Origin of the sequence: Escherichia sp. MOD1-EC6819 (assembly GCF_002965765.1) — a bacterium.
In the GTDB taxonomy this organism is placed as follows: domain Bacteria; phylum Pseudomonadota; class Gammaproteobacteria; order Enterobacterales; family Enterobacteriaceae; genus Escherichia; species Escherichia ruysiae.
Genome location: NZ_PTRG01000001.1, coordinates 476295 through 489570 on the forward strand (window position 1 = coordinate 476295; position 13276 = coordinate 489570).

A 13276-nucleotide genomic window follows, 5' to 3' on the forward strand; every position below is an offset into this window, starting at 1 on the left:
TGGCGTAATACCACGACGGGTTAACATTACTGTTTCAGCGTGGCGAACGCCTGAATGATGGCATCGATTTGTTCGCGGCTGTGAGCGGCGTTAACGCTACAGCGCAGCAGCGTAATGCCTGCAGGCGCGGCAGGTGGCAGGATAAGATTCACATAAACGCCCAGCGAAATAAGCTCGCGCCAGATGCGTAAACCTTCCTCTTTCGAACCGATTATTACCGGCACTACCGGGCTAATATGTGAACTTAACTCATAACCCAGTTTTTGCAGACCGTCATACAGATGGTTGGCGTTATCCATCAATTTTTGCCGCAACTCTGGTTGTGTGGCAATGGTTCTTAACGACGAGCGCACGGTCGCAATGCAGGAAGGAGAAGGGGAGGCGGTAAAAATATACGGGCGGCTACCGTAGCGCAGCACTTCCATCGCTTCCGAGCCTACGGCAAAACCGCCGATAGAGGCCAGACTCTTACTGAAGGTGCCAACGATAATATCAACATCGTCCTCAACGCCAACGGCCTCAACCAGCCCGCGCCCCGTTGCGCCTAACACGCCAAACGAATGAGCTTCATCGACAATCAAATAACCGCCGAGACGACGTTTGATATCAACAATTTCCGCCAGCGGTGCAACGTCGCCGAGCATACTGTAGATGCCCTCAACGATGATAATCGCCTCTTTCGCCCGTTCGCCGAGGCGAATCATGCGACGTTCCAGATCGTTGGCGTCGTTATGGCGAAAACGAATAATTTCCGCGCCGCCGAGAGAGCAGGCATCATAAATACTGGCGTGGCTGTCGGCATCCAGCAACACTACGGCGTTATGGTCGGCAAGTGCGCTGATGACGCCTAAATTGGCGGTATAACCGGTTGAAAAAACAATAGCAGTAGGGCGATTGAAAAACTCAGCAATCTCTTTTTCTAACGCCAGATGCGGCGCATAGCTGCCATTAGCCATTCGAGAACCGGTGGTGCCGGTGCCTTGTGCCGCTAACGCAGCCTGACCTTCGGCGATGGCCTCGTTATTGAAGGTTAAACCGAGATAATTATTGGTTCCGGCCAGGATCACTTTTTTATTGCCGATACGCCCTTCGGTGGCGGAATAGACTTCATCAATACAGGTGCCAAACGGTGTTAAACCGTTATCACTAAATTGCAGTCGCTCGCCAGCAAGACGCGCATATTTATCGTATAGCCCCATTATTTATTCTCCAGCCATGGAAGTAGTGTTTCCATTAATTGCGCAGGGGTTTTGACATCCAGCAGAATATTAATAGGAATGGAAATATCGAATCTGTCTTCCAGCATCATTAAGAGATCCATCACCTTGATCGACTCCAGGCCAAGATCGTTGACGAGATCGCTGTCGGGCTTAATTTCCACACCGTTTTCGACCAAATCCTGTAAACAGGAAAGGATGTAATCCATTACTATTTCACGATTTACCATAGAAACGTTAACACACCTTTAAACAAGACAATCAAAATAGCCCGTTGCGTAATGCGTGTTCCAGGCTAATCCCGGGAAACCAGTTAATATCTTCAGAAATACGGTTATTACTTGCCGACCAGTCGGCATGGGTTAATTCACGAATTTTTGAGCGCGTCAGCATTGGCTCTTTACCAGACAGACGACTTAATGTTGTGCTGATATCCGCAAGGCAGGTGAGCAACGGTAGAGGAATGCCGACCATCCACACGGAACCACGACGGGCGGCAGCAGCAAGCTGTTGTACGCGTTGCCAGTCATAGCCTCCGGAGACGCCATCGCATAATTCATATGTTTGCGTTGGTATAGTTTCGGCGCTTAACCACTGGCCTACAGCTTGCGCGAAATCGGTAACGTGCAGGAAAGAGAGTTGTGTATCTGGCGCACCAAGTCGTGGCAGCAGGCCGCGCAGCATCCAGTCAAACAGCGGTTTTAGCTCTTTATCGCCGGGGCCATAGACTGCTGTCGGACGAAAAATTCCCAGCATTATTTCGTCAGCCATTGCGATAAGCCGTTGTTCGGCGACGTGTTTGGATTTTGCATACCAGGAGAGTTCAGGATGGCGCGCCGCCAGCGAAGAGATAAACAGAAAACGTTGGCAAAAGCCGCTCTCTTTTGCCGCTTGCATCAGGCGCAGGCTGCCGTCAACGTTACAGCGGGTAAAAATCTCTTCTTTGTGCCCGCGCACTTGCCCGGCACAATGAACCACCGCACTGGCACCGGCAACCAGCTCGCTAAGCGAATGCGTGTCTTCCAGCGAACCACGCACCCAGATGAGGTTATCGCTGACGTGAGCGCGGGCAGTACGCGTCAACGCGCGAACATGAAAGCCGCGAACGAGCAGGTTATCGATAATATATTTACCAATAAACCCGGTAGCACCCGTCACCGCGACTGTTTGGCTCATACGAGAGATTCCTGCACTGGGGGATTAGCGGCGACGGCCTTCTGATAACGTTTTTTCGCTTCCGCGCGGGCGGGTTTGCCGGAAGACGTGCGGGGAATACTGTGGGGCGGTAACAGATCGATAGCCGCTGTCACGCCAAACTCGCTTTGTATCCGCGCCGCCAGCGAGTGGATAAGCTGCCTGCGACGTTCTTCGTCACTAATCCGACACTGGATCTGCAAAATGATTTTTTCCTGGGCGGTAACAAACGCAATGGCATCGCCAGAGTGGATTTCCGGCTCCTGCTCCGCCAGGTACTCAATATCCTGCGGCCAGATATTGCGGCCACGAATAATAATCAGATCTTTAATGCGCCCGGTGACATACAAATAACCGTTCAGCAGATAGCCGAGGTCGCCGGTATCTAACCAGCCCGTCGCGGCAATCTCGTCTTGCGAAACCTGGTCGCCAAAGTACCCGCTCATCAGGCTGGGGCCGGAGATGCAAATATGGCCTACTACACGTTCCGCAACCGGCATACCTGATTCATTGCGGATTTCAATGCCATGTTCCGGCAATGCTTTACCGCAGTTGACGAAAGTCGATACGGCGCGTGTTTCAGCACCCGGCGTAACAGCTTTACTCTGATATTCGAGGATGTCGCGATCCACTTCGTTAACTACAACGCCGGAGGTTTCGTCAGAAAAACTGACGGCAAGCGCGTTCTCTGCCAGCCCGTAGCATGGCATGAAAGTTTTATCGTCAAAGTTAGCCTGACGGAAACATTCAGCAAATTGATGGAGTTGCTCTGCGGAGATTGGCTCAGCGCCAATACCGGCGACGCGCCAGCAGGAGAGATCCAGTTCAGCGAGATCTTTTTCATTCACACGGCGCTGGCACAGTTCATAGCCAAACGGTGGCGCAACGGAAACGGTGCCGCGATTTTTGCTGATCAATTTAAGCCATTGCAGCGGGCGCATGGCGAAATCCTGAGTGCGCAAGTAATCCACTGAAAGCTGCGTGGCGACGGGGGTCAGGAGAAAGCCGACCAGTCCCATATCATGGTAGAAAGGCAGCCAGGAGACGCAGCGGTCGCCAGGGCGTAATTTAATGCCATCGTGGCTGATAGCACGTAGATTGGCCATCACTTCGCGATGAGTAATGATGACGCCACGAGGAAAACGGGTGCTGCCGGAGGTGTACTGGAGGTAGGCGATATCGTCTGGAACGGGATGCTGGAGCGTAACGTCGGCTTCCGGCAAGGATTTAAACCAGGCATGGCTTAACACATGCAACTCAGGGTTGTCATGCGTCGCGGCATTGACTAACGGTAACCACTCATCGCCGGTGATAATCGCGGCAGGCTGACAGCTTGCCAGTAAGCCCTGCAATTTGGCGCTCCAGGAATCTCGCTGACCGACCCCCATCGGAATCGCCAACGGGACGGCGACTAACCCGGCATACTGGCAGGCAAAAAATGCTTCGACAAACCCGCTACTGGTTTCGGCAATCAGCGCCACGCGATCGCCTTTTTTCAGGTTCAGCGATAACAACCGCTTTGCGCCTGCTTCGGCATGTGCTTTTAAATTGTGATATTCCAGTTCATCTTCAAGCTGGCAACGTCTGTCATAAAAGTTCATTCCGGCGCGGCCCAGAGCGGCATAATCCAAAGCATCAACCAGCGTTGGAAAATCGGCATAGCGCATAGGCAGGGAATACGTAAAAATTTTATTAGACATATACACCACGAGAAAATTGGATATCAAAAATAAAATGACAATAATGCGGTGGATTATATATGCATAAAAGATAAATGAGATAGTATTTTCACGGGTGCGATATTGAACATTGATTTAAATAATGATTTTAACTTTTTTGTTTTTATTGTGAATAATATTTGATTTGTGAATATATTAAGCAAATGGCCTGTCTGGCCGCATTAAGCACTAAATATTAATATTTTTCAGATAATGTAGGTGATGGTTTTATCGCAATAATTAAAAGCAGTATTTTATATTCATCGGATGGATTATTTAGATGCCGAACATCTCGGTTATTGTCCGTATTCCCTCCGTTAATTATTTGTTAGCCATTGAGGTAGGGAATGCGAGACGCTGATGATTAAAATTGAAAAAGTAATAAATAAACATGACCTTAAGGCATTTATCGCTTTTCCGTCATCACTTTATCCCGATGATCCAAACTGGATCCCTCCTTTATTCATTGAACGCAGCGAGCATTTGTCAGAGAAGAATCCGGGGACGGAGCATATTATCTGGCAGGCGTGGGTGGCAAAAAAAGCGGGGCAGATAGTTGGGCGTATTACCGCGCAAATCGATACCTTGCACCGTGAGCGTTACGGTGAAGATACCGGTCATTTCGGCATGATTGACTCCATTGATGATCCGCAGGTTTTTGCCGCGTTGTTTGGCGCAGCGGAAGCGTGGTTGAAGTCACAAGGTGCAAGTAAGATCAGCGGGCCTTTCAGCCTGAATATCAATCAGGAAAGCGGATTACTGATTGAAGGTTTTGACACACCACCCAGTGCGATGATGCCACACGGCAAACCGTGGTATGCCGCGCATATTGAACAACTGGGTTATCACAAAGGCATTGATTTACTGGCGTGGTGGATGCAGCGAACCGATCTCACGTTCTCTCCGGCGCTAAAAAAACTGATGGAGCAGGTACGCAAGAAGGTGACCATTCGCTGCATCAATCGCCGGAGGTTTGCCGAAGAAATGCAGATCCTGCGTGAGATTTTCAACTCTGGATGGCAGCACAACTGGGGATTTGTGCCGTTTACCGAACGCGAATTTGCGACCATGGGCGATCAGCTTAAATACCTGGTGCCGGACGATATGATCTACATCGCTGAGATAGATTCTGCACCCTGTGCGTTTATTGTCGGCTTACCGAACATCAACGAGGCGATTGCCGATCTGAATGGATCGCTCTTTCCCTTCGGCTGGGCAAAATTGCTGTGGCGCTTAAAAGTCAGCGGTGTGCGAACTGCGCGAGTACCGCTGATGGGCGTGCGGGACGAGTATCAGTTCAGCCGCATCGGCCCGGTGATTGCGTTGTTATTGATTGAAGCCTTACGCGATCCGTTTGCCCGCCGGAAGATCGATGCGCTGGAGATGTCATGGATCCTCGAAACCAATACAGGCATGAATAACATGCTGGAACGCATTGGGGCGGAGCCGTATAAACGTTACCGATTGTATGAAAAGCACATTTAATACCAGCTCCCATTAAGCGCAGGGGCGATCCCCTCGCCCCTCGAGGAGAGGGTTAGGGTGAGGAGGAAAACTCGGCTCACATTCACCCCGGATTCATCTCCAGCGGCACCGCCGAGCGAATCAAGTGGTGGCCTTCCAGCTCGATATCGTGGAGATTCTTTTTTACGGTCATCACGTGATCGCGGGCGGCGCGCTGGGCGACATGCGGCAACCGTTGTAAAACCGCGTTATAGATCCGCGCATGTTGGCGATCGATCTGTTTCTTCTGCTGTGGTCGATGATAGAGATTATTCACGCTGGCAAACACCGAATTAAACATCAGGTCGGTCAATGATTGCAGAGTAAATACCAGCACCTGATTGTGGGAAGCCTGACAAATCGCCCGATGAAAAGCGTGATCCAACTGCGCATGTTCGATCAGCGAAATCTCTTTGTTGTTCTCACTGGCGGCGAGCATTTTTTCATAACAGCGGGTTATCAAGACAAAATCAGCCTGGGTTCCCAGCGTTGCCGCCAGCCTGGCTGATTCACCTTCCAGCAGTGCGCGAACGTCGAGCAGATCGTACAGCGTTCGCGGCTGCGTACTGAACAGATGGATTAGCGGGCTGGTGTCCTGCACCCGATCAAGTCGAGCCACACGGGAATCACGCCCCTGCGCCGTTTCAATAATCCCGCGCCCGCGCAGCACAGTCAGCCCTTCGCGCAGTGCGGAGCGTGAGAAGCCGAGCTTTTCACACAGTCGGCGCTCTGAAGGAAGCGGCTGCCCAACCTTCAACACGCCGTCGATAATCAACCGTTCGATACTCTCTGCAACTACTTCGCAAATAGGGCGACGCTCATCTTTCATTCCCGGACCTCGTGCACAGGTAGGACCAATTTTTCTGTTCTTAATTCGCAAAACACGCACATCACGTAAGTGATTATGTTACATCAATTTAACATTAAGTTAACCAATGCAAGGTCACAGAGCTGGAAAAAAAATGGTCTGACCGGTAGCTAAAGAGATAGACGAAAACAAAAAGCCCGCTTAATAACTGTTCACAGAAGCAGCGCGCAAAAATCAGCTGCCACACAACACAACAAAGCGAAGCCTACTCATGAGCATCTTATACGAAGAGCGTCTTGATGGCGCTTTACCCGATGTCGACCGCACATCGGTACTGATGGCACTGCGTGAGCATGTCCCTGGACTGGAGATCCTGCATACCGATGAGGAGATCATTCCTTACGAGTGTGACGGGTTGAGCGCGTATCGCACGCGTCCATTACTGGTTGTTCTGCCTAAGCAGATGGAACAGGTGGCGGCGATTCTGGCTGTCTGCCACCGCCTGCGTGTACCGGTGGTGACCCGTGGTGCAGGCACCGGGCTTTCTGGTGGCGCGCTGCCGCTGGAAAAAGGTGTGTTGTTGGTGATGGCGCGCTTTAAAGAGATCCTCGACATTAACCCCATTGGGCGCCGTGCGCGCGTGCAGCCGGGCGTGCGTAACCTGGCGATCTCCCAGGCAGTTGCGCCGCATAATCTCTATTACGCGCCGGATCCTTCCTCACAAATCGCCTGTTCGATTGGCGGTAATGTGGCGGAAAACGCCGGGGGCGTCCACTGCCTGAAATACGGTTTAACCGTGCATAACCTGCTGAAAATTGAAGTGCAAACGCTGGACGGCGAGGCGCTGACGCTGGGATCGGACGCGCTGGATTCGCCTGGTTTTGACCTGCTGGCGCTGTTTACCGGATCGGAAGGTATGCTCGGCGTGACCACCGAAGTGACGGTAAAACTGCTGCCGAAGCCGCCCGTGGCGCGGGTTCTGTTAGCCAGCTTTGACTCGGTAGAAAAAGCCGGACTCGCCGTCGGTGACATCATCGCCAATGGCATTATCCCCGGCGGGCTGGAGATGATGGATAACCTGTCGATCCGCGCGGCGGAAGATTTTATTCATGCTGGTTATCCCGTTGATGCCGAAGCGATTTTGTTGTGCGAGCTGGACGGCGTGGAGTCTGACGTTCAGGAAGACTGCGAGCGGGTTAACGACATCTTACTGAAAGCGGGCGCGACTGACGTCCGTCTGGCACAGGACGAAGCGGAGCGCGTGCGTTTCTGGGCCGGTCGCAAAAACGCCTTCCCGGCGGTGGGGCGTATCTCGCCGGATTACTACTGTATGGATGGCACCATTCCGCGTCGCGCCCTGCCTGGCGTACTGGAAGGCATTGCCCGTTTATCGCAGCAATATGATTTACGCGTCGCCAACGTCTTTCATGCCGGAGACGGCAACATGCACCCGTTAATCCTTTTCGATGCCAACGAACCCGGTGAATTTGCCCGCGCGGAAGAGCTGGGCGGGAAGATCCTCGAACTCTGCGTTGAAGTGGGCGGCAGCATCAGTGGGGAACATGGCATCGGGCGCGAAAAAATCAATCAAATGTGCGCCCAGTTCAACAGCGATGAAATCACGACCTTCCATGCGGTCAAGGCGGCGTTTGACCCCGATGGTTTGCTGAACCCAGGGAAAAACATCCCCACACTGCACCGCTGCGCTGAATTTGGTGCCATGCACGTGCATCACGGTCATTTACCTTTCCCTGAACTGGAGCGTTTCTGATGCTACGCGAGTGTGATTACAGCCAGGTGTTACTGGAGCAGGTGAATCAGGCGATTAGTGATAAAACGCCGCTGGTAATTCAGGGAAGCAATAGCAAAGCCTTTTTAGGTCGCCCTGTCGCCGGGCAAACGCTGGATGTGCGTTGCCATCGCGGCATTGTTAATTACGACCCGACCGAGCTGGTGATAACCGCGCGTGCCGGAACGCCGCTGGTGGCGATTGAAGCGGCGCTGGAGAGCGCCGGGCAAATGCTTCCCTGCGAGCCGCCGCATTATGGTGAAGAAGCCACCTGGGGCGGGATGGTCGCCTGCGGGCTGGCGGGGCCGCGTCGCCCGTGGAGCGGTTCGGTCCGCGATTTTGTCCTCGGCACGCGCATCATTACCGGCGCTGGAAAACATCTGCGTTTTGGTGGCGAAGTGATGAAAAACGTCGCCGGATACGATCTCTCGCGGTTAATGGCCGGAAGCTACGGTTGTCTTGGCGTACTCACTGAAATCTCAATGAAAGTGTTGCCGCGACCGCGCGCTACCTTGAGCCTGCGGCGGGAAATCAACCTACAAGAAGCCATGAGTGAAATCGCCCAGTGGCAACTCCAGCCACTTCCCATTAGCGGCTTATGTTATTTCGACAACGCCTTGTGGCTCCGCCTTGAAGGCGGTGAAGGATCGGTAAAAGCAGCGCGTGAACTGCTGGGTGGCGAAGAGGTCGCTGGTCAGTTCTGGCAGCAATTGCGCGAACAACAATTGCCGTTCTTCTCATTACCGGGCACTTTATGGCGCATTTCCTTACCCAGCGATGCGCCGATGATGGATTTACCCGGCGAGCAACTGATCGACTGGGGCGGCGCGTTACGCTGGCTGAAATCGACAGCCGATGACAATCAAATCCACCGCATCGCCCGCAACGCTGGCGGTCATGCGACTCGCTTTAGTGCCGGAGATGGCGGCTTTGCTCCACTACCGGCTCCTTTATTCCGCTATCACCAGCAGCTTAAAAAGCAGCTCGACCCTTGCGGCGTGTTTAACCCCGGTCGCATGTACGCGGAACTTTGAGGAGCAGGCTATGCAAACCCGATTAACCGAAGAGATGCGTCAGAATGCGCGCGCGCTGGAAGCCGACAGCATCCTGCGCGCCTGTGTTCACTGCGGATTTTGTACCGCAACCTGCCCAACCTATCAGCTTCTGGGGGATGAACTGGACGGGCCGCGCGGGCGCATCTATCTGATTAAACAGGTGCTGGAAGGCAACGAAGTTACGCTTAAAACGCAGGAGCATCTCGATCGCTGTCTCACTTGCCGCAACTGTGAAACCACCTGTCCTTCTGGTGTGCGCTATCACAATTTACTGGATATCGGGCGTGATATTGTCGAGCAGAAAGTGAAACGCCCACTGCCGGAGCGAATGCTGCGCGAAGGATTGCGCCAGGTAGTGCCGCGTCCGGCGGTCTTTCGCGCATTGACGCAGGTAGGGCTGGTGCTGCGACCGTTTTTGCCGGAACAGGTCAGAGCAAAACTGCCTGCCGAAACGGTGAAAGCTAAACCGCGTCCGCCGCTGCGCCATAAGCGTCGGGTTTTAATGCTGGAAGGCTGCGCCCAGCCTACGCTTTCGCCCAACACCAACGCGGCAACTGCGCGGGTGCTGGATCGTCTGGGGATCAGCGTCATGCCAGCTAACGAAGCAGGCTGTTGTGGCGCGGTGGACTATCATCTTAATGCGCAGGAGAAAGGGCTGGCGCGGGCGCGCAATAATATTGATGCCTGGTGGCCCGCAATTGAAGCAGGTGCCGAGGCCATTTTGCAGACTGCCAGCGGTTGTGGCGCGTTCGTCAAAGAGTACGGGCAGATGCTGAAAAACGATGCGCTGTATGCCGATAAAGCACGTCAGGTCAGTGAACTGGCGGTCGATTTAGTCGAACTGTTGCGCGAGGAACCGCTGGAAAAACTGGCGATTCGCGGCGATAAAAAACTGGCCTTCCACTGCCCGTGTACCCTGCAACATGCGCAAAAGCTGAACGGCGAAGTGGAAAAAGTGTTACTTCGTCTTGGATTTACCTTAACCGACGTTCCCGATAGCCATCTGTGCTGCGGGTCGGCGGGAACATATGCGTTAACGCATCCCGATCTGGCGCGCCAGCTACGGGATAACAAAATGAATGCGCTGGAAAGCGGCAAACCGGAAATGATCGTCACCGCCAACATTGGTTGCCAGACGCATCTGGCGAGCGCCGGTCGTACCTCTGTGCGTCACTGGATTGAAATTGTAGAACAAGCCCTTGAAAAGGAATAACAAAATGAAAACTAAAGTCATTCTTAGCCAGCAAATGGCGAGTGCAATTATTGCCGCAGGTCAGGAAGAGGCGCAGAAAAATAACTGGTCTGTTTCTATTGCGGTTGCCGATGACGGCGGTCATCTGCTGGCGTTAAGTCGCATGGATGATTGCGCGCCGATTGCGGCTTACATCTCCCAGGAGAAAGCGCGTACCGCCGCGCTGGGGCGTCGTGAAACTAAGGGCTATGAAGAGATGGTGAACAACGGACGTACCGCGTTCGTGACTGCGCCGTTACTGACGTCGCTGGAAGGCGGCGTACCGGTTGTTGTGGATGGGCAAATTATTGGTGCCGTGGGCGTTTCTGGTTTAACCGGAGCACAGGATGCGCAGGTCGCGAAAGCGGCAGCAGCGGTGTTGGCGAAATAAGCGAAAACGAGGAGATAAATAATGAGTGAAACCATAACCCAGGGCCGTTTACGCATTGACGCCAATTTTAAACGTTTTGTGGATGAAGAAATTTTGCCGGGCGTGGAACTGGATGCTGCCGCGTTCTGGCGCAATGTTGATGAGATTGTTCACGATCTGGCACCAGAAAATCGTCAGTTGCTGGCAGAGCGCGATCGCATTCAGGCGGCGCTTGATGAGTGGCATCGCAGCAATCCGGGGCCGGTAAAAGATAAAGCGGCCTATAAATCTTTCCTGCGTGAACTGGGCTACCTGGTGCCGCAACCGGAGCACGTGACGGTGGAAACCACGGGCATCGACAGCGAAATCACCAGCCAGGCGGGGCCGCAACTGGTGGTTCCGGCAATGAATGCCCGCTACGCGCTGAACGCGGCGAACGCTCGCTGGGGTTCACTGTACGACGCGCTGTACGGCAGCGACATCATCCCGCAGGAAGGGGCGATGGTCAGCGGCTACGATCCGCAGCGCGGTGAGCAGGTTATTGCCTGGGTTCGTCATTTTCTTGACGAATCACTGCCGCTGGAAAACGGCAGCTATCAGGATGCGGTGGCGTTTAGCGTGGTCAACAAACAATTACGCATCCAGTTGAAAAATGGTAAAGAAACCACGTTACGTACTCCAGCACAGTTTGTCGGTTACCGTGGCGATGCCGCTGCGCCGACCTGCATTTTGCTGAAAAATAACGGCCTGCATATTGAGCTGCAAATCGATGCCAACGGGCGGATTGGCAAAGACGATCCGGCGCACATCAACGATGTTATCGTCGAAGCTGCCATCAGTACCATTCTCGACTGCGAAGATTCGGTCGCGGCGGTTGATGCGGAAGATAAAATCCTGCTGTACCGCAACTTGCTGGGCCTGATGCAGGGGACTCTGCAAGAGAAAATGGAGAAAAACGGTCGGCAAATCGTGCGTAAACTGAATGACGATCGTCAGTACACCGCCGCCGATGGCTCTGAAATTTCTCTGCACGGACGCTCGTTGCTGTTTATCCGCAACGTGGGTCATTTGATGACCATTCCTGTGATTTGGGACAGCGAAGGCAATGAAATCCCGGAAGGCATTCTTGATGGCGTCATGACTGGCGCGATTGCCCTCTACGATTTAAAAGTGCAGAAAAACTCGCGTACCGGCAGCGTCTATATTGTGAAACCGAAAATGCACGGTCCGCAGGAAGTGGCGTTCGCCAACAAACTGTTTACCCGCGTTGAGACAATGCTCGGTATGGCACCGAATACCCTGAAAATGGGCATTATGGATGAAGAACGCCGAACCTCGCTGAACTTGCGTAGCTGTATCGCTCAGGCACGCAACCGCGTGGCGTTCATCAATACCGGTTTCCTCGACCGTACCGGCGATGAGATGCATTCGGTGATGGAAGCTGGCCCGATGTTGCGTAAAAACCAGATGAAATCGACACCGTGGATCAAAGCCTACGAGCGCAATAACGTGCTGTCTGGTCTGTTCTGTGGGCTGCGCGGTAAAGCGCAAATCGGTAAGGGCATGTGGGCAATGCCGGATCTGATGGCAGACATGTACAGCCAAAAGGGCGATCAGTTACGTGCCGGGGCAAACACGGCCTGGGTTCCGTCGCCAACCGCCGCTACACTCCATGCGCTGCACTATCACCAAACCAACGTACAGAGCGTGCAAGCCAACATTGCCCAGACCGAGTTCAATGCTGAATTTGAACCTCTGCTGGACGATCTGCTGACTATTCCGGTAGCTGAAAACGCGAACTGGTCGGCGCAAGAGATCCAACAAGAGCTGGATAACAACGTGCAGGGGATTCTGGGGTACGTGGTGCGTTGGGTGGAGCAGGGGATTGGTTGTTCAAAAGTGCCGGATATTCACAACGTGGCGCTGATGGAAGACCGCGCAACGCTGCGCATCTCCAGCCAGCATATTGCCAACTGGTTACGTCACGGTATTCTGACCAAAGAACAGGTGCAGGCGTCGCTGGAGAACATGGCGAAAGTGGTGGATCAGCAAAACGCTGGCGATCCGGCGTATCGTCCGATGGTGGGGAATTTCGCTAACTCGTGTGCCTTTAAAGCCGCCAGCGATTTAATCTTCCTCGGTGTGAAACAGCCAAACGGTTATACCGAACCGTTATTACATGCCTGGCGTTTACGCGAAAAAGAAAGTCATTAATAGCAATAGCAAAAGCCCCGGCAAGTTTTATTGTCGGGGCTATTATAGTTACTGCGGTAGTACATTTACCCCGGAAATAACCGGAGCGATTATCAGGGTTTAACAATATTAAATACCCGTAGCGCATCACTAGCGGGATTAAAACAACAATATGGACATCTTAACGATACTCTGCGC

11 protein-coding genes are annotated in these 13276 nt (G+C 53.1%); 6 read left to right on the forward strand and 5 right to left on the reverse strand.

The genetic code is table 11. The features are described 5' to 3' along the window. Positions 1-26 precede the first annotated feature (26 nt). The 4 genes from spt to A7Z06_RS02435 are packed head-to-tail and all read right to left on the reverse strand — an operon-like array spanning position 27 to position 4111. Positions 27-1199 carry a serine palmitoyltransferase gene (gene spt / locus A7Z06_RS02420; protein WP_000524983.1) on the reverse strand — a complete coding sequence of 391 codons (1173 nt, stop codon included), beginning with the start codon at positions 1197-1199 and terminating at the stop codon, positions 27-29. Next, entirely contained in the window at positions 1199-1447 is a 249-nt protein-coding gene (locus A7Z06_RS02425; RefSeq protein WP_000248097.1) for an acyl carrier protein, read from the reverse strand. Before A7Z06_RS02425 ends, spt begins: the two co-directional genes overlap by 1 nt. Positions 1448-1478: 31 nt before the next feature. Then, entirely contained in the window at positions 1479-2393 is a 915-nt protein-coding gene (locus tag A7Z06_RS02430) for an NAD-dependent epimerase/dehydratase family protein (protein WP_000084339.1), read from the reverse strand. Further along, a complete protein-coding gene (locus A7Z06_RS02435; RefSeq protein ID WP_010347780.1) occupies positions 2390-4111 on the reverse strand; it encodes a fatty acyl-AMP ligase in 1722 nt (573 codons plus the stop codon). The genes A7Z06_RS02430 and A7Z06_RS02435 overlap by 4 nt, the downstream gene beginning before the upstream one ends. A gap of 378 nt (positions 4112-4489) precedes the next feature. On the opposite strand from A7Z06_RS02435, the gene yghO reads away from it, so the two are divergent. Then, positions 4490-5614 (forward strand): protein YghO, encoded by a 1125-nt coding sequence (gene yghO / locus A7Z06_RS02440; protein WP_000590129.1) that lies wholly within the window; start codon positions 4490-4492, stop codon positions 5612-5614. An 82-nt stretch (positions 5615-5696) separates the two neighbouring features. Here yghO and glcC read toward each other — a convergent pair whose 3' ends face one another. Next, positions 5697-6461, reverse strand: coding sequence for a transcriptional regulator GlcC (gene glcC / locus A7Z06_RS02445; RefSeq protein WP_029365893.1), 765 nt, complete (start codon positions 6459-6461; stop codon positions 5697-5699). Between the two features lie 250 nt (positions 6462-6711). Between glcC and glcD the strand changes: the two genes are divergently transcribed. The 5 genes from glcD to glcB are packed head-to-tail and all read left to right on the forward strand — an operon-like array spanning position 6712 to position 13099. Continuing rightward, positions 6712-8211, forward strand: a complete 1500-nt coding sequence (gene glcD, locus A7Z06_RS02450; protein ID WP_000026093.1) for a glycolate oxidase subunit GlcD — start codon at positions 6712-6714, stop codon at positions 8209-8211. Then, entirely contained in the window at positions 8211-9263 is a 1053-nt protein-coding gene (gene glcE, locus A7Z06_RS02455) for a glycolate oxidase subunit GlcE (RefSeq protein WP_000943111.1), read from the forward strand. The genes glcD and glcE overlap by 1 nt, the downstream gene beginning before the upstream one ends. A 10-nt stretch (positions 9264-9273) precedes the next feature. Next, a complete protein-coding gene (glcF, locus tag A7Z06_RS02460; protein ID WP_001194819.1) occupies positions 9274-10497 on the forward strand; it encodes a glycolate oxidase subunit GlcF in 1224 nt (407 codons plus the stop codon). Between the two features lie 4 nt (positions 10498-10501). After that, positions 10502-10906, forward strand: a complete 405-nt coding sequence (locus A7Z06_RS02465; protein WP_000853256.1) for a GlcG family protein — start codon at positions 10502-10504, stop codon at positions 10904-10906. A gap of 21 nt (positions 10907-10927) precedes the next feature. Next, positions 10928-13099 (forward strand): malate synthase G, encoded by a 2172-nt coding sequence (gene glcB, locus A7Z06_RS02470; RefSeq protein ID WP_105279327.1) that lies wholly within the window; start codon positions 10928-10930, stop codon positions 13097-13099. Positions 13100-13276 lie beyond the last annotated feature (177 nt).